Annotated in this window: 18 protein-coding genes; 3 read left to right on the forward strand and 15 right to left on the reverse strand. The window is 70.8% G+C overall.

All coding sequences use genetic code 11. The features are described 5' to 3' along the window. Positions 1–409: 409 nt before the first annotated feature. Both MRBLMI12_RS18105 and tyrS read right to left on the reverse strand, forming a co-directional pair. A complete protein-coding gene (locus tag MRBLMI12_RS18105) occupies positions 410–1258 on the reverse strand; it encodes a DUF4184 family protein (RefSeq protein WP_363357656.1) in 849 nt (282 codons plus the stop codon). Positions 1259–1300: 42 nt separating this feature from the next. Next, entirely contained in the window at positions 1301–2587 is a 1287-nt protein-coding gene (gene tyrS / locus MRBLMI12_RS18110; RefSeq protein WP_404909887.1) for a tyrosine--tRNA ligase, read from the reverse strand. A 204-nt stretch (positions 2588–2791) separates the two neighbouring features. Between tyrS and MRBLMI12_RS18115 the strand changes: the two genes are divergently transcribed. Further along, positions 2792–3409: a DNA-binding protein gene (locus MRBLMI12_RS18115; RefSeq protein ID WP_363357658.1), complete on the forward strand. Its 618-nt coding sequence runs from the start codon at positions 2792–2794 to the stop codon at positions 3407–3409. A 79-nt stretch (positions 3410–3488) separates the two neighbouring features. Continuing rightward, entirely contained in the window at positions 3489–4085 is a 597-nt protein-coding gene (locus MRBLMI12_RS18120; RefSeq protein ID WP_363357659.1) for a hypothetical protein, read from the forward strand. Positions 4086–4106: 21 nt separating this feature from the next. Here the strand turns inward: MRBLMI12_RS18120 and argH are convergent, their stop codons facing one another. From argH to MRBLMI12_RS18165, 9 genes are all read right to left on the reverse strand, one after another. Further along, positions 4107–5537 (reverse strand): argininosuccinate lyase, encoded by a 1431-nt coding sequence (argH, locus tag MRBLMI12_RS18125; RefSeq protein WP_363357660.1) that lies wholly within the window; start codon positions 5535–5537, stop codon positions 4107–4109. After that, a complete protein-coding gene (locus MRBLMI12_RS18130) occupies positions 5534–6727 on the reverse strand; it encodes a heparan-alpha-glucosaminide N-acetyltransferase domain-containing protein (RefSeq protein ID WP_363357661.1) in 1194 nt (397 codons plus the stop codon). The genes argH and MRBLMI12_RS18130 overlap by 4 nt, the downstream gene beginning before the upstream one ends. A 28-nt stretch (positions 6728–6755) precedes the next feature. Next, positions 6756–7679: an ornithine carbamoyltransferase gene (argF, locus tag MRBLMI12_RS18135; protein WP_349427097.1), complete on the reverse strand. Its 924-nt coding sequence runs from the start codon at positions 7677–7679 to the stop codon at positions 6756–6758. Continuing rightward, positions 7676–8890: an acetylornithine transaminase gene (locus tag MRBLMI12_RS18140; RefSeq protein WP_363357662.1), complete on the reverse strand. Its 1215-nt coding sequence runs from the start codon at positions 8888–8890 to the stop codon at positions 7676–7678. Before MRBLMI12_RS18140 ends, argF begins: the two co-directional genes overlap by 4 nt. Then, positions 8887–9786 (reverse strand): acetylglutamate kinase, encoded by a 900-nt coding sequence (gene argB, locus MRBLMI12_RS18145; RefSeq protein ID WP_349427095.1) that lies wholly within the window; start codon positions 9784–9786, stop codon positions 8887–8889. The genes MRBLMI12_RS18140 and argB overlap by 4 nt, the downstream gene beginning before the upstream one ends. Next, positions 9783–10940, reverse strand: coding sequence for a bifunctional glutamate N-acetyltransferase/amino-acid acetyltransferase ArgJ (argJ, locus tag MRBLMI12_RS18150; RefSeq protein WP_363357663.1), 1158 nt, complete (start codon positions 10938–10940; stop codon positions 9783–9785). The genes argB and argJ overlap by 4 nt, the downstream gene beginning before the upstream one ends. Further along, entirely contained in the window at positions 10937–12112 is a 1176-nt protein-coding gene (locus MRBLMI12_RS18155; protein ID WP_363357664.1) for an N-acetyl-gamma-glutamyl-phosphate reductase, read from the reverse strand. The genes argJ and MRBLMI12_RS18155 overlap by 4 nt, the downstream gene beginning before the upstream one ends. 246 nt (positions 12113–12358) lie before the next feature. Further along, the gene (locus MRBLMI12_RS18160) at positions 12359–13339 is read right to left on the reverse strand and encodes an NAD-dependent epimerase/dehydratase family protein (RefSeq protein ID WP_363357665.1); all 981 of its coding nucleotides are present in this window, start codon (positions 13337–13339) and stop codon (positions 12359–12361) included. A gap of 76 nt (positions 13340–13415) precedes the next feature. Beyond that, positions 13416–13988 (reverse strand): dihydrofolate reductase family protein, encoded by a 573-nt coding sequence (locus tag MRBLMI12_RS18165; protein ID WP_363357666.1) that lies wholly within the window; start codon positions 13986–13988, stop codon positions 13416–13418. Positions 13989–14068: 80 nt separating this feature from the next. Here MRBLMI12_RS18165 and MRBLMI12_RS18170 point away from each other — a divergent pair, with 80 nt between their 5' ends. Next, a complete protein-coding gene (locus MRBLMI12_RS18170) occupies positions 14069–15499 on the forward strand; it encodes a PLP-dependent aminotransferase family protein (protein WP_363357667.1) in 1431 nt (476 codons plus the stop codon). Positions 15500–15570: 71 nt separating this feature from the next. Here the strand turns inward: MRBLMI12_RS18170 and pheT are convergent, their stop codons facing one another. Genes pheT through MRBLMI12_RS18190 form a run of 4 tightly spaced genes read right to left on the reverse strand, consistent with a single transcriptional unit; the run spans position 15571 to position 20773 of the window. After that, entirely contained in the window at positions 15571–18126 is a 2556-nt protein-coding gene (gene pheT / locus MRBLMI12_RS18175) for a phenylalanine--tRNA ligase subunit beta (protein ID WP_363357668.1), read from the reverse strand. Beyond that, positions 18126–19166: a phenylalanine--tRNA ligase subunit alpha gene (gene pheS, locus MRBLMI12_RS18180; RefSeq protein ID WP_363357669.1), complete on the reverse strand. Its 1041-nt coding sequence runs from the start codon at positions 19164–19166 to the stop codon at positions 18126–18128. The genes pheT and pheS overlap by 1 nt, the downstream gene beginning before the upstream one ends. Positions 19167–19220: 54 nt before the next feature. Beyond that, positions 19221–20120, reverse strand: a complete 900-nt coding sequence (locus MRBLMI12_RS18185) for an amino acid ABC transporter permease (RefSeq protein WP_363357670.1) — start codon at positions 20118–20120, stop codon at positions 19221–19223. Further along, entirely contained in the window at positions 20117–20773 is a 657-nt protein-coding gene (locus tag MRBLMI12_RS18190; protein WP_363358228.1) for an amino acid ABC transporter permease, read from the reverse strand. The genes MRBLMI12_RS18185 and MRBLMI12_RS18190 overlap by 4 nt, the downstream gene beginning before the upstream one ends. Positions 20774–20845: the final 72 nt, after the last annotated feature.

The raw sequence follows: 20845 nt of genomic DNA on the forward strand, positions 1-20845 counted from the left end.
TCAAACTGACATCCATGAATTGATCCAAAAAGGACCCCCACCAACCAAACAAATGGTCAGCGAGGATACAAAAATTGGCATTTGACAAGTGCACGCTGTTGAGTTCTCAAAGATCGGACGCACCAGCCAGCGCGAATCTCTCGACTCGCTGCCCCGGCTGGGCAACTTCACTATCTTATCTCGCCGAAGCGATCCCGTCAAATCGACCGGAGCTCCTCGAACGAGGTTCCACACCTGTCCGCAAGCGGACGATCCGTGAAGCGGATCTTCAGGAGTGGAGGTCGTTCACTGCTTGAGGGGAGCCAGGCCTTCCGGCCTTCCGCTCTACCCTTTGGGGCGAACAACAAGAACATTACGCCGAACCGCCCCCGCCGTCGAATCCACCCCACATCCCGGGCGTGTCGTCGGTCTAGAGCCCCGTGATTCCGCGGTTCTCACCGTGAACACCCTTCGAGACCGCGCGCCGGCGCAGCACCTGGATCACGATGCACACGACCACCGTCGACGCACCCCATACCGCGCACGCCGGCGGAAGCACCCGGTACGCGAGATGCGCGGCGGTGAACTCGGCGTCGAGCGGACCGTGCGCCGCGAGGCCCCACGCCCAGGCCGCCGCGAGCACGACGGGGAGCGAGACCCACCACGCCCAGCGCACGGCATCGGCCAGAACGCGCGGAACGGATGCCGCGGCCGGTCGTCGGCCCAGCCACACCAGCATCCACACGCCGATGATCGCGAGACCGGCCACGCTCGACCCGTGCTGCAGCCACTTGTAGCCGGGCAGCGCTCCCCAGTCCGCCGCGAGCGCGGGGATCGCAATCGTGCCCCACCGGCCCTCGTGCGTGAACAGGTCCCACACGATGTGACTCACGACGCCGATGAGCAGCGAGACGACCAGCACCAGCATCCCGGTCCACGGCACACGCCGCCCGCCGGGCGGAGCGATCGCGAACGTCTCTCGCCACGCGGCGCCGGCGCCGGCATCCCACTCCCCCGGCAGCCGCGCGGCGAGCCATCGCGGCGACAGCTCACGCGCGGCGGGCCGCAGAACGCACCGCCAGGCGAGCAGCAGGACGAGCGCGAGAAGGACCGTCGCCGGCAGCCACCCGAACGCGTGCGTGCGGCCGTAGTGAAGCGGGAGTCCTCGGACGAACAGCGGCAGATCCGGCGCCATCGCGCCGATCGCGATCGCGGCGGGCACCAGCGGCGAGCGGAGGAACGGCAGCGCGACGACAGCGTGGCTCGGGGTGAACGGCATCCGTCACCCTGTCGCCGGCGTCGCGCTGCTCACCGCGCCGCGTCAGCCGACGAAGAGGCCCGCGAGCGTCTTCTTGCCGCGCCGGAGCACGGAGACTCCGCCGGGCAGCGCACCCGTCACCGTCGCGGCGTCGTCCTCGATCTTCACACCGTCCAGCGAGACCCCACCCTGCGCGATCGCCCGGCGACCCTCCGACAGGCTCGCGACCAGTCCCGTGTCGACGAGCGCCTGCACCACGGCGGACCCTGCCGGCACGGCCGCGTTCGGCAGCTCCTCGAGCGCGTGGCGCAGCGTCGTCGCATCGAGCGCAACGAGGTCGCCCTGGCCGAAGAGCGCCTCGGATGCCGCGATCACCGCCGCCGCGGCATCCGTCCCGTGCACGAGGGTGGTGACCTCCAGCGCCAGGCGCTTCTGCGCGGCGCGACGGAACGGCTCCTCGACGACGAGCCTCTCGTACTCCTCGATCTCGGCCCGCGTGAGGAACGTGAAGATCTTGAGGCGCTGCACCACGTCGGCGTCGTCGGTGTTGAGCCAGAACTGGTACATGCGGTACGGGCTGCACATCGCGGCATCGAGCCAGATGGCGTTGCCCTCGCTCTTGCCGAACTTCGTGCCGTCGCTGTTGGTGATCAACGGGGTGCCGATGGCGTGCACCGATGCACCCTCCACGCGGTGGATGAGGTCGGTGCCGCTGGTGAGATTGCCCCACTGATCGCTGCCGCCGGTCTGCAGGACGCACCCGAACTGGCGGTAGAGCTCCAGGTAGTCCATGCCCTGCAGGATCTGGTAGCTGAACTCGGTGTAGCTGATGCCCGCCTCGGAGTTCAGGCGCGCGGCGACCGCCTCCTTCTTGAGCATCGTGCCGACGCGGTAGTGCTTGCCGATATCGCGCAGGAAGTCGATGGCGCTCATGGGCGCCGTCCAGTCGAGGTTGTTGACGATGCGTGCGGCGTTATCACCCTCGAAGCTGAGGAATCGCTCGACCTGCGACTGCAGGTACCCGACCCACTCGTTCACCGTCTCCTTGGTGTTGAGCGTGCGCTCGGCCGAGGGGCGCGGGTCGCCGATGAGGCCGGTCGATCCGCCCACGAGGCCCAGCGGCCTGTGGCCCGCGAGCTGCAGGCGGCGCATCGTCAGAAGCTGCACGAGGTTGCCGAGGTGCAGACTCGGCGCAGTCGGGTCGAAGCCGCAGTAATACGTGATCGGGTCCCCGGCGAGAAGGGCGCGCAACGCCTCCTGATCGGTGGACACATGCACGAGTCCACGCCATACGATCTCGTCCCACACGTTCTCGAACGCCGGGTCGATCGCAGGCGCGGTCGCGCTCACGAGGGTTTCAGACACGCGAGCCAGGCTATCAGCGCAGATGCGGCGGCCCGTGCGTGGCCGGGATGAGTGCTGCCCAGGCGGCTACGTTGTGAGATCGCTATAGCTATCTAGCTGAAGTCGACATTGCTTTAGCCAAGAGGCTGTCTACATATAGCTTCAATGCTAAACTTGCCACTACTCAATCTCCTGGACTAAAGGAAAGCGATGTACGTCCTCACCGCCGATCAGCGCGCCAGCCGTGTCAACGCCGACGCCGTCCCGTCCGCTCTCGCCGTCGTCACGCGCCACGGCAGCGGAGGGCTCGCACTGCCGCCCGAGCGCACGGCCGGCGACGAGCTGCAGGTCGCCGTCGCCGACGCCTCGGCGGCTCTGTCGATCGTTCTCGAGCTGACCAGGGCCGGCGAATGGGCCGTCGGCGTCGGTGTCGGCGCGGTCGAGTCGCCGCTCCCGCAGAGCGTCCGGGCGGCACGCGGGGAGGCCTTCATCAACGCGAGGGACGCTGTCGATCGCGCCAAGAAGACACCGACCCGGCTGGCCGTCACCGCACCCGCGGGCGGAGAGGACGCCGAAGCGCTCGTCCGCCTTCTCATCGAGCTGCGCGACCGCCGCACGCCGGAGGGGTGGGAGGTCTACGACCTGCTCGCCGACGGACTCACCCAGCGCGACGCCGCCGCACGCCTGGGCGTGTCGGAGGGCGCGATCAGCCTGCGCGCCAAGGCAGCGGCGCTGCGCGTCGAGGAGGCCGCCGTCCCCGCACTGGCACGCGTGCTCGCGCGCCTGGACGACGGGGCGCGCACCGTCTCGCCGCCCGAACGCGGGTGAGCGCGACGGCGACGACCGGCTTCGCGCGTACGGGATGCCGCACCCGGGCGCCGTCCGGGGCTCGTGCCAGACTGACGCCATGGTCCTCCCCGACGTCGTGCTGACCGCCGCGCTCTCGATCTTCCTGTTCGTCGCTCTGTGCGCAGCGCTCGTGCTGGTGGTCGTCAGCCTGCGCCGGCCGACCGACGTGCCGCTCATCGTCGCGGGCGTCCTCGTCGTGCTGTGCCTGCTGGCGGTGACGGTCTCGCCCGTCGACGTGCCGCTGCTCCTCGGCCTGGGCATCGCACTGCTCGGAACCACCCTGGCGGTCCTCGGCGGGAACCCCATCACGCGTCGCATACTCGACATCGCCAGCCACGGCCGCGTGGAAGAGGGCGACAACGGCGGCATCCTCTTGCGTGCCCCGTCCCTGCCGGGAGCGGTCGCCGGCGAAGGCGCCGTCCGCGAGGTGATGCGCGGCGGCACCACCATCGGCTACCTCGAACGCGTCGCGGTCGCGCTCGGGATCATCGCCGGGTTCCCCGAGGCGATCGCTGTGGTGGTGGCGCTGAAGGGCATCGGCCGGTTCTCCGAGCTCGCCAGCGCCGAGGCACGGGAGCGGTTCATCATCGGAACCCTCGCGAGCCTGGTGTGGGCGTGCGTGGTCGGCGCGCTCGTCCGCCTCGCGATCTGGTGATCGCCGGCCGGAGCCCGAGGCTCAGAGTCCGAGGGCGTGGGCGGTCGCCTGCACGCGCTGGATCAGCTCGGTCCGCTGCTCGGCCACTCTGACCGGAGCCGTCCCGCCGACGCCGGTGCGGCTCGCGACGGAGCCCTCGACGCTCAGCACCTCGCGCACCTCGGGCGACAGGTGCGCCGACACCGACGCGAGCTGCTCGTCGGTGACCTCGTGCAACTCGATCCCGTTGTCCTCGCAGACGCGCACCAGGTGGCCCGAGATCTCGTGCGCATCGCGGAAGGGCACGCCGCGCTTGACGAGCCACTCGGCGACATCGGTCGCGAGCGAGAAGCCCTGGGGGGCGAGCGCCGCCATGCGGTCGGTGTGGAACCGCATCGTCGCCACCATGCCGGCGAACGCCGGCAGGACGGTCTCGAGCGTGCGCACCGAGTCGAAGACCGGCTCCTTGTCCTCCTGCAGGTCGCGGTTGTACGCGAGCGGGAGCGCCTTGAGGGTCGCCAGCAGCCCGGTGAGGTTGCCGATGAGCCGGCCCGCCTTGCCGCGGGCGAGCTCGGCGATGTCGGGGTTCTTCTTCTGCGGCATGATGCTCGAACCCGTCGAATATCCGTCGTCGAGCGTCACGAAGCCGAACTCGCGCGTGTTCCAGAGGATGATCTCCTCCGCGAAGCGCGAGACGTCGATGCCGATCATCGCCGCGATGAACGCGAACTCGGCGACCACGTCACGCGACGACGTGCCGTCGAGCGAGTTCTCGGCGGGCCGGTCGAGACCGAGCTCGCGCGCGACGAGCTGCGGATCCAGCCCGAGCGTCGAGCCGGCGAGCGCGCCGCCGCCGTACGGCGACACCGCGGCGCGGGCGGACCAGTCGCGCAGGCGCTCGAGGTCGCGCAGCAGCGGCCAGGCGTGCGCCTGCAGATGATGGGCCAGCAGCACCGGCTGCGCGTGCTGCAGGTGGGTGCGACCGGGCATGACGGCGTCGGGGTGCGCTTCCGCCTGCGCGACGAGGGCATCGACGAGACGCAGGATCTCGCGCGCGACCGTGCGCGAGTGGTCGAGCAGGTACATCCGCACGAGCGTCGCGATCTGATCGTTGCGGCTGCGGCCGGCGCGCAGCTTGCCGCCCAGCTCCGCGCCGACGACACCGATCAGCGCCTGCTCGAGTGCGCCGTGGACGTCTTCATCGGATGCCGCGGGCCGCAGTGTGCCCTCGGTCAGGCCTCGCGCGAGCACGTCGAGCCCGTCGTGCATGGCGAGCTCTTCGTCAGAGGTGAGGTACCCGGCGGCGGCGAGCGCTTTGGCGTGCGCGTGCGAGCCGGCGATGTCGTAGAGCGCGAGGTCCCAGTCGAAATGCGTCGATCGGCTGAGCTCTGCCAGTTCCGGGGACGGTCCCGTGGCGAAGCGGGCTCCCCACAGTGCGCCTTCGTTGGTGCCGTCAGCCTTCGATTCACTCACTCGACAAGCCTATCCGCAGGGCTCGTGCGCCCTCGCTCGTCAGCCCCGCCGCCGGATCGGCGGTCGCCCGGGACGGCGAAGCGCGAGGCGGCATCCAGCGCGGTCTCGAGCGGGCCGCGGCCGATGAGAAGCGCCCACGCGGTGCAGAGCACGACGGTGGCGATGGTGAGCGGCCAGAACGGCTGCAGCTCCCGGAACCCGGCGAGGTCGCCGACGCGGTCGAGGGTCGCGGTCGCGATCGCCGCCCACACGACCAGCTGCAGCGTGTACGCACTGAGCGGCATCGCGCCGACGGCGCGCAGCGGCAGCACCACCCACCGCACCACGGTGCGGCACAGGAGCAGGCACACGCCGAGCACGGCGAGGGCGAAGCCCCCGGACCCGACGACCTCGAGCAGACCCGTGGAGTGCGGTCGCGCCGTCCAGAGCGCCCCGAGGAACGAGGCCGCCTCCGCCTCGGGGCGTGCGCCGGTGGCGGCATCCGCCCCGTAGGCGGCCGCGGCGAGGAGTGCGCCGGCCACGACCAGCCACACCTGCACCCGCAGGCGGGTCACCCCGGATCGCGCAACGCCGAGTCCCGCGACGACGAACGCGATCCACGTCGTGAACGGATAGTGCCAGCCGAGGGCCGTCGACACCGCAGGCCCGGCGGGCGACGTCCACAGCGGCAGCGCGTCGAGAAGGACCTGCACGAAGGGCATGACGACGGCCAGCGCCCCCGCGAGCGGCAGCAGCACGGGGGCCGGCAGCGATGTCAGCGGGAGCGCGAGCAGAAACATCAGGGCGTAAGCCGGGAGGATCACGTACACCGGTACGCCCGTGGCGATGAGCAGGATGCCGAGGACCCACAGCAGACCCGCCCGGACGGCGAGCCGCCCGCGCGCCGTGGTCATGCGTGCCGCGGGCAGCGGCATCCGTCCGCCTGTCATCAGGCCGATGGAGACGCCGGCGAGTGTCGCGAACAGGATCGACGACCGGCCCTCGACGACCGTGATCCAGGTGTCGGGCCGGGTCCAGTCGAAGGACCCGGTGATCCACAGCAGGTGCGCCGCGAACATGCCGAGCACCGCCAGCCCGCGCGCGAGATCGACCCCGCCGATGCGGCCGGGGCCGCTCAGCCGGATCCAGCGCGACGCGAGCCAGCCGTCCTCATGCACCACGGCGCGCTCCGTCTGGCTTCGCTCGCTCACCGACCGGGACCCCTGCGCGCCGACGCGGTCAGTCCTGGCGGAGGAGCCAGACGAGCAGGGCCTTCTGGGCATGGAGCCGGTTCTCGGCTTCGTCCCAGACCACGCTCTGCGGCCCGTCGATCACTTCGGCGTCGACCTCGTACCCGCGGTCGGCGGGAAGGCAGTGGATGAAGATCGCGTCGTCCTGCGCGAGAGCCATGAGCTCCTGGGTCACCTTGTACCCGCCCAGGTCGCGCAGCCGCTCGAGCTTCTCCTCCTCCTTGCCCATCGACACCCAGGTGTCGGTGACGATCACGTCTGCGCCGGCCGCCGCCTCGTTCGCGTCGGTGTAGAGGGTGACGGATCCGCCGGTCTCGGCCGCACGGCGGTCCGCGTCGGCGATCACGTCATCACGCGGGGCGTACGTCTCGGGCGATGCGACGCGCACGTGCATGCCCGCCGTGACTCCGGCGAGCACGTAGGAGTGCGCCATGTTCGATTTGCCGTCACCGAAGAACGCCAGTGTGAGCCCCTTCAGCTCGCCCTTGTGCTCCTTGATCGTGAGCAGGTCGGCGAGCAGCTGGCAGGGGTGGAAGTCGTCGCTGAGCGCGTTGATGACCGGTACACGCGTGCCTTCGGCCATCTGCTCGAGGCCGGCCTGCGCGTAGGTGCGCCACACGATCGCGGCGACCTGGCGCTCGAGCACGCGGGCCGTGTCGGCCGGGGTCTCCTTGCCGCCGAGCTGGCTGTTGGCTGTCGAGATGATGAGGGGCGACCCGCCGAGGTCGGCGATGCCGACGGCGAACGACACGCGCGTGCGCGTGGAGGACTTGTCGAAGATGACGGCCACCGTCTGCGGTCCTTCGAGGGACTTGAGCTTCCAGCGGTCCTTCTTCAGCGCGACGGCGAGATCGAGGATCTCGTCCTGCTCGGCGTGGGTCAGGTCGTCGTCGCGCAGCAGGTGGCGGGTCATGCGGGAACCTCCGTCGGGGACTCGAGGACCAGGGCGTCCTCCACCGTGCGCAGCGATGCCGTGAAGAGCTCGACGAACTCGTCGATCTCGACGTCGCCGATCGTGAGCGCCGGGACGAGGCGGATGGTCTCGTCGTTCGGCGCGTTGATGACCAGCCCGTGCTCCTGCGCCGCAGCGACCAGCGCCTTGGCGACGGGATGCCGCAGCCCGACGCCGATCAGGAGCCCCGTGCCGCGGCATCCGTCGATCAGCGCGGAGTCGATGCCCTCGATCGCCGCCTGCAGCTGGGCGCCCCGCTCGGCGGCGTTGCGGACCAGGTCGGCGCGCTCGATCTCGCCCAGCACGGCCGCCGCGACGGCGGTGCCGAGCGCGTTGCCGCCGAAGGTCGAGCCGTGCGTGCCGGGATAGAACAGCTCGCTCGCGCTGCCGAAGGTGATGAGCGCGCCGATCGGGAAGCCGCCGCCGATGCCCTTGGCGACCGTGATCGCGTCAGGGGTGATGCCCTCGTGCTGGAAGGCGAACCACTCCCCCGTGCGGCCGGCGCCGGTCTGGATCTCGTCGATGATGAGCAGCGCCCCGTGCCGCTCGGTGATCTCGCGGGCCGCGGCGAGGTAGCCCTCCGGCAGCGGGAGCACGCCCGCCTCGCCCTTGACGGGCTCGACGAACAGCGCGGCGACGCGGTCGTCGATCGCCGCCTCGAGCGCCTCCACCGTCGAGTCGATGAACTCGACGCCCGGAGTCATCGGCAGGAAGGGCTCCTGCATGTACGGCTTGCCGGTGAGGGCGAGCGTTCCCATCGTCCGCCCGTGGAACGCGTCGTTCAGCGCGAGGATCCGCGGGCGCTCGGCGCCGCCGTGCAGGCGGGTGAGCTTGAACGCGGCCTCATTCGCCTCGGCGCCCGAGTTGCCGAAGTACACGCGCCCGTCGTCGCCGGTGCCGGCGAGACGCTTCAGCGTCGCCGCGAGGGCGAGCTGCGGCGGCGTCGCGAAGTAGTTCGACACGTGGGCCAGCGTCGCCGCCTGGGTCGCGATCGCGTCGACGAACACCGGGTGCGCGTGGCCGAGCGAGTCCACCGCGATTCCGGCGAGGAAGTCGAGGTACCGCTTGCCGTCCGCGTCCCAGAGGTACGAGCCCTCACCGCGGACGAACATCTGCATGCGAGCGCCGAAGCTTCTCACGAGGTCGCGCCCCGCATCGTCCTGCCACGTCATCCGAGCACCACCTCTGTTCCGATTCCCTTGCTGGTGAAGATCTCCACGAGCACCGAATGCGGCACCCGTCCGTCGATGATGGCAGCGGTCTCCACGCCGCCCTCGACGGCCTCCAGGCACGCCGCCATCTTCGGGATCATGCCCGACTCGAGCGTCGGCAGCATCGCCCGAAGCTCCGTCGAGGTCAGGTGCGACACGAGCGAGTCGCGGTTGGGCCAGTCGGCGTAGAGCCCGGCCACGTCGGTGAGCACGACGAGCTTCGCGGCGCCCAGCGCGACAGCGAGGGCGGATGCCGCGGCATCCGCGTTGACGTTCAGCGAGTGCCCGGGGTGGTCGAGGTCGGGAGCGATGCTCGACACCACGGGGATGCGGCCCGCCGCGAGCTGGTCGAGGACGGGCTGCGGATCGACCTCGACGACATCTCCGACCCGGCCGAGGTCGTGCTCGACGCCCTCGATGACCACGCCGCGGCGGCGGCCGCCGAACAGGCCCGCGTCCTCACCGCTGAGCCCCGTGGCGACGGGGCCGTGCGCGTTGATCTTCGACACGAGCTGCGGATTGATCTGCCCGGTGAGCACCATCCGCACCACCGAGATCGCCTCGGTGGAGGTGACGCGGTAGCCGCCCTTGAACTCGCTCGGGATCGCCAGGCGATCGAGCATCGACGAGATCTGAGGGCCCCCGCCGTGCACCACGACCGGCTTCACCCCGACGTAGCGGAGGTAGGCGATGTCGGCGGCGAAGGCATCCTGCAGCTCCTCGCTCACCATCGCGTTGCCGCCGTACTTCACCACGACGATCTGGTCGCGGAACCGCCGGAGCCAGGGCAGCGACTCGATGAGGGTCACGGCGCGCGCGCTGGCTTCGCCGGGATCGGTCTCTTGCAGGTCAGTCATGAGGAGTAGGCGCTGTTCTCGTGGACGTAGTCGTGAGTGAGGTCGTTGGTGAGGATCGTCGCCTCCGCCGCCCCGACCTTCAGGTCGATGATGAGATCGGTCGCGCGGGGCGTCAGATCGACGTCCTCTCGCGGCGCGTCGGGGCCCCCATGCGAGCACACGCGGACGCCGTTCATCCACACGTCCACGTCGTAGGGGTCGAACTCGGCCTGCGTGGTGCCGATGGCGGCGAGCACGCGGCCCCAGTTCGGGTCGTTGCCGAAGATCGCTGCCTTGAACAGGTTGTTGCGGGCGACCGAGCGGCCCACCTCGACGGCGTCCTGCTCGGAAGCGGCGTTGATGACCTGGATGGTGATGTCGTGGCTCGCGCCCTCGGCGTCGCCCTGCAGCTGCTGCGCGAGGTCCTTGCAGACGTCGCCGAGCGCCGCGGCGAAGGCATCCGGATCGGGCGTGACGCCCGACGCCCCGCTCACCATGAGGGTGACCTGGTCGTTGGTCGACATGCAGCCGTCGGAGTCCAGCCGGTCGAATGTGCGCCCGGTCGTCTGACGCAGCGCCGCGTCGGCCTGGGCGGCGTCGAGGACGGCGTCGGTCGTGATCACCACGAGCATGGTGGCGAGGCCGGGTGCCAGCATCCCGGCGCCCTTCGCCATGCCCCCGATCGACCAGCCGTCCTTCGTCACGGCGGAGCGCTTGGGCCGCGAGTCGGTGGTCATGATGGCGAGGGATGCCGCCTCGCCGCCGTCGACGGAGAGCTCGGCGATGCCCTGCTCGGTGCCGGTGAGCACCTTGCCGCGGAAGACCTCGTCGCCGGTGCCGATCAGCCCCGTCGAGCAGATCAGGATGTCGCCGGCACTCACGCCCAGCAGCTCCGCGGCCCTCTCGGCGGTCTGGTGCGTGGTCTGGAAGCCGAACGGACCGGTGAAGCAGTTCGCGCCACCGGAGTTGAGCACGACGGCCTCGACCACGCCGTCGCGGACCACCTCCTGCGACCACAGGATCGGGTTCGCCTTCGCGCGGTTGCTCGTGAAGACTGCGGCGCCGACCTTGAGCGGCCCACGGTTGACGACCACGGCCACGTCGGGCTTGCCGGTCGACTTGAGCCCGACGGCGACGCCCGCCGCTTCGAATCCCTGGGGCGCGGTGACGCTCACGGGGCAACTCCGTTCACGGTGAGCGCGGTGCCCTCGGCGAGGCCCAGCGCGATGTTCATGGACTGCACGGCGGCTCCGGCCGTGCCCTTGACGAGGTTGTCGACGGCCGTCACGACGACCACCCGGTTCGCAGCCCGGTCGATCGCCAGACCCATCAGCGCCGTGTTCGCGCCCAGCACGTCGGCCGTGCGCGGGAACTCCCCCGCCGGCAGCAGCTGCACGAACGTCTCGTCGCCGTAGGCGGCCTCCCACGCGGCGCGGATCTCGTCGTCGGTCGCACCGGGCGCGATGGGCGCCGTCGACGTGGCGAGGATGCCGCGCGACATGGGCACCAGAACGGGGGTGAACGAGATCCGGATGCCCTGGTCCGCGGCATCGGTCGTTGAGCGAGCGAAGCGAGACGAGACGTCGTCGGCATGCTCGGGGCGTTTCGTCTCTGCGTCTCGACTCGCAAGCTCGCTCAACGACCACGTTCCTCGCTCGCTCAACGACCGGGCGCTGCGCGCGGCGGCGAGGGCCTGGCGGATCTCGGGGATGTGCCGGTGCGTGCCGCCCACCGCGTACGGATTCGCCGTGCCGAGGACCTCGCTGGCCAGGAGGTTCGTCTTGAGGCTCCTGCCGGCGCCCGACGGTCCGACCGCCAGCACCGTCACGATGTCGGAAGGGTCGACGACTCCGGCCGCGACGCCCGGAGCGAGGCTCAGACTCACGGTCGAGGCGTTGCAGCCCGGCGCGGCGATCCGGGTCGCACCGACGAGCCGGTCCCGCTGCTTCGAGCCGGCGACGGGGAGCTCGGGAACGCCGTACACCCACGGGTCGTGGAAGTCGCCGCCGTAGAAGCGATCCCAGTCGGCGACCGACTCGAGACGGTGGTCGGCGCCCGCATCGATCACCAGGGGCGTGTCGCCGAGCGCGTCGGTGTACTGCCCCGACTGCCCGTGCGGGAGCGCCAGGAACACGATGTCGTGCCCGGCGAGCACCTCCGGCGTGGTCTGCTCGAGGGTGAGGTGAGCGAGCGACCGCAGGTGCGGCTGGTGCTGGATGAGCGGCTGTCCCGCGTTGGAGTGCGCGGTCACGGTGCGGATCTCGACGTCGGGATGCGCGGCGAGGATCCGCAGGATCTCGCCGCCCGCATAGCCGGATGCGCCGGAAACGGCGACCGAATATGTCATGGATTCCACCTTAGAGTCTGGGGCTGCGGGCCGGAGACGGCGACGCCCGCTCGCAGACGTCCCTGACGAGGACGGCGGTGCGGGGGTCGCCTAGAGTCGGCGCTCGCCCAGACGGCGTCGGCGCGCGGGAGCGACGCTCGGAAGGAGCGTCGGAAGTCCCTGGGTCGCCGAAGGCATGGGCCGACGATAGCCGCCCGGTCGCGGCATCCGCAAATCGAATGCGAGCGCGAGCGGCTCTCGCCGGGATCACACCAGGAGCTCGCGCAGCAGCCCGAGCTCCTCGTCGCGCGTGAGACCCGCGCGGCGCTCGCGGGCCAGGCCGCGCTCGCGTTCGTCCGCCAGCGTGCGCGCGAGCGTCTCGCGCAGAGGGCGCAGCCGGCCCCCCAGCAGCCGGTACGCGGTGTTCGAGCGGGTCCAGAAACCCGGCATGCCGGCGGGCAGCCACAGCGGCAGCGAGCGCGGACCCATCCAGTACGCCACCCCCTGCGCCTCGAGCCAGGCATCGTCCGCCGACACGACGGATCCTGTGTGCCCGGCCACCTCACGGGCGTCTGCGAGCAGCCGGTCGAGGCCGACGGGATCGCCCACCGCGTTCACGACGCCGGTCCACCGCTCTCGCCCGATCGCCTGCACGAACTCGGCGAGGTCGTCGACATCGATCACCTGCGCGCCACGATCCGGCGTCTCTGGCGCGAGCACATCCTCGTCGCCGGCGAGTGCGAACCGCCCGACCCAGTAGCCGAACCGGTCGGTGGGGTCACCGGGGCCCACGATGAGGCCCGGGCGAACGATCGCCGCGCGGAAACCGAGCGACTCTCGGACGGATGCCTCGGCCCGCACTTTCGCGCGACCGTAGTCCTCGTCCGCGCCGGGGTCGCCGAGCGGGAGCAGTCCGGCAGATTCGTCGGCGCCGGGCTCGTCGTCCGCGGCGTAGACCGACACCGTCGAGATGTACGTCCAGTGCCGCATCCGGTCGCTCAGCGCCTCGAGGGCGGATGCGACGTGCGCCGGATTCGATGAGACATCGACGATCTCGTCCCAGTCCCGGCTCGCCACCGGGGCGTAGGCGTCGGCTGCGTCCCGGTCGCCGACGACGAGAGCGGCGCCGTACGGTGCCTCCCGCCCGCCTCGAGCGAGGCAGGTGACGGCGGCGCCGGCATCCGTCCACCGCTCGGCGATGCGCCCGCTCAACCAGCCCGTCCCGCCCAGCACCAGCACGTCGGTCATGTCACCACCCAACCAGACGCGCTCGCGGGGTGGCCAGAGCCCCGGCCCCGTCGCCGGACCCCTGCAGCCCGTGCTCTCAGCGTCCGTCGGCGGGGAGCACGGCATACTCCACGGCGAACACGTCGCGCGCCCGACGCCAGGAGAGAAGCTCCAGTTCGTGGGATGCCGGCAGGTCGGCGAACAGCGGGATCCCACCGCCCACCAGCACGGGAGCGATGTGCAGGAGGAGCAGGTCCACGAGGCCGGCGCGGAGGAACTGCTGCGCCGTGTGCGGACTTCCCATGATCACCACCTCGGCGTCGCCCGCGACGGCCTTCGCCTGCGCCAGGATGCTCGACGGCTCGCCCGAGACGTAGGTGAACAGCGTGCCGTTCCTGGCTTCGGGTGCCCGAGACTCGTGCGTCACCACGAACACCGGGCTCGAGAAGACGTCATCGTCGCCCCATGGCTCCTGGCCTGCGTCCCAGGTGCGGCGGCCGAAGATGATGGCGCCCGCGCTGCGGAATCGTTCGACCAGTTCCCTCGCGACGTCGTCGCCGCCCTGCGGTCCGGCATCGTCGAGCCACCGATGCAGCCGGGACAGGTCGTCCCCGGGTGCGGCCGCGTACCCATCGACCGAGACCGTGACGTACAGCACCGTCGAGCCCATGTCTGCCCCTCCTCCCACCGCCGGAGCTTCCGGCGTCAGAAGACTACGGCGCAAGTGGTCCAGTGGTATGGTCCACTGGGATGTCGCAGAACTGGACCACTTCGGATCTCTCGCTCGCGCTCGCCGTGGCAGCCGGCCCCCGGTGGGGAACACGGCTGCAAGCCGCGCTGCGGGACGCGGTCCGCGCCGGCGTCCTCCGCGAAGGAGACGCAGTGCCGTCGACGCGCGAGCTCGCGGAGCACTTCGGTGTCGCCCGCGGCACCATCGTCCGGGTCTACGAGCAGCTCGGCGCCGAGGGGTACCTGGTCTCGCGCGCGGGTGCGCGCACCCGCGTCTCGTCCGGCGCCGTTCCGGCGAGCCAGACGCCGCCGCCGCGCGCCGGCGTCGCACCGCCGCGCTGGGACCTGCGCCCCGGGGTTCCCGACCTGCGCAGGTTCCCCGCGGCCGATTGGGCATGGGCGCACGGCGAGGCGACGCGGCGGATCAGGTCGAGCGATCTCGACTATGCGGACGGCCGAGGTCACCCGCGGGCAAGGGCGGCGATCGCGGACCATCTGCGGCGCGTGCGCGCCGCCGCGACGGCCGCCGATCACGTGCTGCTGTGCCAGGGGTTCGCCCAGGCGCTCGCTCTGGTGCTGCCCGCCCTCGCGGCGTGCGGCGTGCGCGTGCTCGCGGTGGAGGATCCCGGAGACCGGAGCGTCGATGGCGTGGCCCGGGCCGCCGGCATCCAGCTCGCACCGATCCCGGTGGATGCGGACGGCGTCCGCGCCGACCTGCTGGTGGATGCCGGAGCTCACGCCGTGCTCGTCACACCGGCGCACCAGTCTCCGACCGGCGTCGTGCTGTCGGCAGCTCGCCGGCTCGAGCTCATGGAGTGGGCAGCAGACACCGGCGCCTGGATCATCGAGGACGACTACGACTCCGAGTTCCGCTACGACCGCACGCCGGTCGGCGCGCTCCAGGGTCTCGCGCCCGATCGCGTGGTGCTCATCGGGTCGGCGAGCAAGACGCACGCCCCCGCGACCCGCGTGGGCTGGATCGCGGCACCAGGGCCGCTCGCCGACGACCTCGCCGCGCGACGACTCGTCGCGGACCGCGGCGGCCCTGCGCTCGAAGAGCTCGCCTTCGCCATGCTCATCGAGTCCGGCCGCCACGACAAGCACGTCCGCGCAATGCGGAGCGTCTACTCGGCTCGGCGCGCGGTGGTCCTCAACACTCTCGAACGCCTCCTCCCGACAGCCTCCCTGACCGGACTCGCCGCCGGGTTCCACGGCATCCTCCGCCTGCCGCCGGGCGTCGACGAGCTCAGCGTCGTCGCCGAGGCGACCGACCGCTCGCTGCGCGTCACGGGTCTGGCGTCGTTCGCACGAGCGCGAAGCGATCTGCCGCCGGCGCTCGTCCTGGGGTTCGGGAACATCGACGACGAAGCCGTGCGGGAGGGCATCGCGCAGCTGGGCGAGGCCATCGAGGCGGCGTCACGCGCTCGACCGGCTCGGCCGGGCGGCGGCTGAGGGACCGCGCCGCCGGAACGACGGATGCCGCCCCGTCAGGAGGCGGCATCCATGGTGGACTCGTGCTCGCGCTACTCGCGCAGGGTCGCACCGAAGCGCTCGGTCGCCGCGGCGACGCCGGCCAGCTTCGCCTCGGTGGCCTCGGCGGCGGTGAGCGTCCGGTCGGGAGCGCGGAAGCGCAGCGCGAACGTCAGGCTCTTCGCGCCCTCGGGCACACCCTGTCCGCGGTAGTCGTCGACGAGCCGCAGCGACTCCAGCAGCTCGCCCGCCCCCTCGGCGAGCGCGGCCTGCACCTCGGCGGCCGGCACATCGGCGGGCAGTACGAGCGACACGTCCTGCGTCGCGGCCGGGAAGCCCGACAGCGACGCGGCGACGACCTTCTCGCCCGCCAGCGACAGGACGAGATCGAGATCGAGCTCGGCGACGATCACGCGACCGGGAAGATCGGATGCCTCGGCCACCGCCGGCAGCAGTTCGCCGACGTAGCCCACCTCCAAGCGATCCCCCGCGCTCGCCGAGGCGACCGACAGCACGCCCGTGCGGCCCGGATGCAGCGCGGCGCGCTCCGACTGTGCCACGTCGATCGTGACGCCCGCCGCCGCGGCGATGGTGCGGACGGCGTCCAGAGCATCGGCGAGCTCTGCCGCCACCGGCGCCACACCGGGCTGCTTGGCCACGAGGTTGCCCGTGAGCAGCACGGCGATGTGGCGGTGCTGCGGCGGGATGGAGGCGTCGAGCTCGGTCAGCGTCGCGGCATCCGGGCGCACGGCCAGCGGGGGCACGTGCGACGTGCCGTACTGCACTCCGGGCTCGGGGAGGAAGACGACACCGGTCTCGAACAGCGACAGGTCGGTCAGTCCGCGCGCCACGTTGCGGTGCGCGACCTGGAGCAGTCCCGGCACGAGCGAGCGGCGCAGGAACGGCGACTGGCCGTCGAGCGGGTTCGCCAGCTTGACGCTCGGCAGGTGCTCGCCCGAGGGCGAGCCGTGCAGGTCGTTCTGCTCCTCGGTGGTGAATCCGAACGACGGCGTCTCGACGTACCCGGCGGCCGCGAGCGCGTTGGCGACCCGACTGCGGCCCTGCTGGGCGGGGGTGAGCCCGCGGCCCGACGGGGGCAGCGGCAGCACCGACGGGATGCGGTCGTAGCCCTCGATGCGGGCGACCTCCTCGGCGAGCGTCCACTTGTCGGTGAGGTCGGGGCGCCACGACGGCGGGATGACCTGCCAGCCGGCGGCGTCGTCCTCGGCCGGCACGACCTCGCAGCCGATGAGGCGGAGCGCCGCCTCGATCTGCCCGGGCGTGTAGTCGACCCCGATGAGGTGCTGCACGAACAGCGGCGGAAGCTCGATGCCGGGCATGAACACCTCGGCGAAGAGCGCGGCGCCGTACTCGTCGTCGCTCGTGCCCCCGGCGTACTCCTCCATCAGGTCGGCGACCCGGCGCGCGGCGACGAACGGCACGAGCGGGTCGACGCCGCGCTCGAAGCGGCGTGAGGCCTCGCTGGGCAGCTTGTGCCGGCGCGCCGTGCGCGCGATCGAGACGGTGTCGAACGTCGCGGCCTCGATGAGCACGTTGCGCGTCGCGTCGCTCATCTCGGTGGCGCCACCGCCCATGACGCCCGCGAGACCGATCGGGCCGGACTCGTCCGTGATGAGCAGGTCTTCGACATCGAGCGTCCGGACCTTGCCGTCGAGCGTCTCGAGCTTCTCGCCCGCGGTGGCTCGGCGCACCGTGATCCCGCCCTGCAGCTTGTCGAGGTCATAGCCGTGGATGGGCTGGCCGAGCTCGAGCATCACGTAGTTCGTGATGTCGATCAGGATGCCGAGCGAACGGATGCCGGCGAGCGACAGGCGCGCGATCATCCACGCCGGCGTGGGCTTGGTGGGGTCGACGCCACGCACGACACGGGCGACGAACTCGGTCACGCCCGCACGGCCGCGGATGGGTGCGGCGTCGTCGGCGGTGACGGGGAAACCCTGGCCGGGTGCGATCTCGTCCCACGCGCGCTCGGCGGGGTCGCGGAATGCGGCACCGGTCGAGTGCGAGTACTCGCGGGCGACGCCCCGGATCGAGAGTGCGTACCCGCGGTCGGGAGTCACGTTGATCTCGACGGCGACGTCGTCGAGGCCCAGCAGCGAGATCGCGTCGGTGCCGACGGGCGCGTCGATGCCCAGCTCGACGAGCCGGAGGATTCCGTTGTGCTCCTCGCCGAGGCCGAGTTCGCGCGCGGAGGCGATCATGCCGTCCGACACGTGCCCATACGTCTTGCGCGCCGCGATCGGGAACGGTCCGGGAAGCACGGCGCCCGGAAGGGTGACGACGACCTTGTCGCCCGCGAAGAAGTTGCGGGCACCGCAGACGATGCCGTGCACCGCGTCGCCGCCGTCCGCGGCGGGCTCGCCGTCGGGTGCGACGCGCACCTGGCACCAGCGGATCGTCTTGCCGTTGGACTGCGGCTCCTCGACGAACTCGAGCACCTCGCCGACGACGATGGGGCCCTGCAGCTCGAAGCGGTGGACGTCCTCCTCCTCGAAGCCGACGCGCACGAGCGCCGCGAGGACGTCCTCGGGCGAAGCATCCGCCGGAACGTCGGCGTACTCACGCAACCATGAGAGCGGGACGCGCATCAGACCACCATTCCGAACTGCTCGCTGAAGCGGACATCGCCCTCGGCCATGTCGCGCATGTCCTGGACGTCGCTGCGGAACATGAGCGTGCGCTCGACGCCCATGCCGAACGCGAAGCCCGAGTACTCCTCAGGGTCGATCCCGGCCGCGCGCAGCACGTTGGGGTTGATCATGCCGCAGCCGCCCCACTCGATCCACCGCGCGCCGCCCTTGAAGGTCGGGTGCCAGAGGTCCAGCTCGGCAGACGGCTCGGTGAAGGGGAAGAAGTTCGCTCGGAAGCGGGTCTTCGCCTCCGCGCCGAACAGCACCTTGGCGGCGTGGTCGAGCGTGCCGCGGAGGTGGGCCATCGTGATGCCCTTGTCGACGACGATGCCCTCGAACTGCGTGAAGACCGGCAGGTGCGTCGCGTCGAACTCGTCGGTGCGGTAGACCCGCCCCGGGCACAGCACGTACAGCGGCAGGTCGCGCTCGAGCATCGAGCGCACCTGGACGGGGCTGGTGTGCGTGCGCATCACGAGGTGTCGCTCGACCGGGTCGACGAAGAACGTGTCCTGCATCTGACGCGCCGGGTGGTCGACGTCGAAGTTCAGCGCGTCGAAGTTGAACCACTCGTGCTCGAGCTCGGGACCCTCCGCGATCTCCCAGCCCATGCCCACGAAGATGTCGGCGATCTGCTCCTGGAGGAGGGAGATCGGATGCCGCGAGCCGACGCGCGCGCGGGCCGCCAATGCGGTGATGTCTACGCGCTCCGCCTCGAGCTTCGCAGCGGTCTCCGCCGCGGCGAGCTCCTCCTCGCGCGCCGCGAACGCCTGGGTCACCCGGCCGCGAGCTTGACCGACGAGCTTGCCGAACTCGGCCTTCTTGTCGTTCGGCACCTCCCGCAGTCGCGCGTTGAGCTTCGCCAGCGGCGAGCCCTCGGCAGCGTGCGCGGAGCGGGCGGCCTTCAGCGCGGCCGTGTCGCCGGCCGCGGCGACGGCGTCGAGCGCCGCCTGAACGGCCGCCTCCACCGCCTCGGGCGTGATCTCGTGAGCATCAGACACGAGAACCGAGTCTACCGAGAGCGGATGCCTCGCCCCGCCGCGTTCTGTGCGGGCTCAGCCGGGTGACCCCGTTCCCCGCTGCGTCACGATGAGCTCGGTGTCTGTGATCTCCTGGGTCGGCTGCTCGGCTTGCGCGATCCGCACGCCGACCGACGAGCGACGCAGTCGCTTCTCGACGGTGTTCGCGACGAACGAGAGGATGAGACACAGGCCGATGTAGATCGCGCCGACGATCATCGTCGCCGGGATGATCGGCGACCCGAGCTCTGACTGCGAGCCGATGAAGCGTGCGTAGAACAGCAGCTCGGGGTAGGTGATGATGAAACCGAGCGCCGTGTCCTTCAATGTCACGACCAACTGGGCGATGATCACCGGCATCATTGCTCGGATCGCCTGCGGCAGCAGCACGAGCTGCATGACGCCGGACTTGCGAAGGCCGATCGCGTAGCCGGCTTCCTTCTGGCCGCGCGGGAGCGACTCCACGCCGGCACGGATGACTTCGGCGAGAACCGAGCCGTTGTAGGCGATGAGCGCGATGACGACGGCCCAGTAGGGCGCCATCCGGATTCCGATGACAGGGAGCCCGTAGTACAGCAGGAACATGAAGACCAGGACGGGCACGGCGCGCAGGAACTCCACGACCGCACCGACGGGCACGCGAATCCACGCGTGATCGGACATCCGGCCGATCGCGAGCGCGAAGCCCAGGATGAGTGCGCCGATCGCGGCGACGGCGAACGCGGCGAGCGTGCGGAGCGTGGCCAGGCCGATCTGGACCCACACGTTCGTGTAGGTGAAGGCCTGCCACTTCTCGGCTGTGAACTGGCCGGTGTCGATCAGCCGCCAGAGGAAGAAGCCCAGGACCGCGGCGACCACGACGACGGTGATGACACCGAGGATGCGGTTGCGGACGATCGCGCGGGGTCCGGGAACGTCGTAGAGGACGGAACTCATCGGGCGACCCTCCACTTGTTCTCGAGCGCTCGCTGCGCCCAGGAGAGCAGCAGGACGAGCACGACGAAGATGATCATGACCCAGATGATGACGAGCATCTGGTTGGCACCGCGCTCGCTCAGGTAGTTCCGGGCGGCGCCGAGGTTCACCACGCCGAAGCCTGCGGCTACGGTCGTGTTCTTCAGCAGTGCGATGAAGACGCTCATCATCGGCGGGATCACGGAGCGGAACGCCTGCGGCATGACGACCAGCGTCATGACCTGCCCGAACGTGAGGCCGATGGCACGTGCCGCTTCGGCCTGACCGACCGGAACGGTGTTGATGCCCGAGCGAATCGTCTCGGCGACGTATGTCGCCGTATAGATGCCGAGCGCGCACACGGCCAGCGTGAGGGACACGTCGGCAGTGAGACGAAGTCCGAGCAGCGGCGGAAGCGCGAAGGCGAACGCGAAGAACACCAGCGTGAGCGGGGTGTTGCGGATCGTGTTCACGTAGAGCGACCCCATGCTCCGCGCTACCGGGATCGGCGAGACGCGCATCGCGCCCACGATGATCCCGAGGATGAGAGCCAGGAGCCCTCCCGCGACGAACAGGATCAGCGTCCCGATCAGGCCTTCGGCCCAGACATCCCAGTTGTCGGTGATGACGTTCAGCGGCCCACTCCTCTCGTAGTCGTCACGCCGGGGAGGTGGTGGCGACGCGTGAGGCGCCGCCACCACCGTGCG

Source organism: Microbacterium sp. LMI12-1-1.1, assembly GCF_040676455.1.
GTDB lineage: Bacteria > Actinomycetota > Actinomycetes > Actinomycetales > Microbacteriaceae > Microbacterium.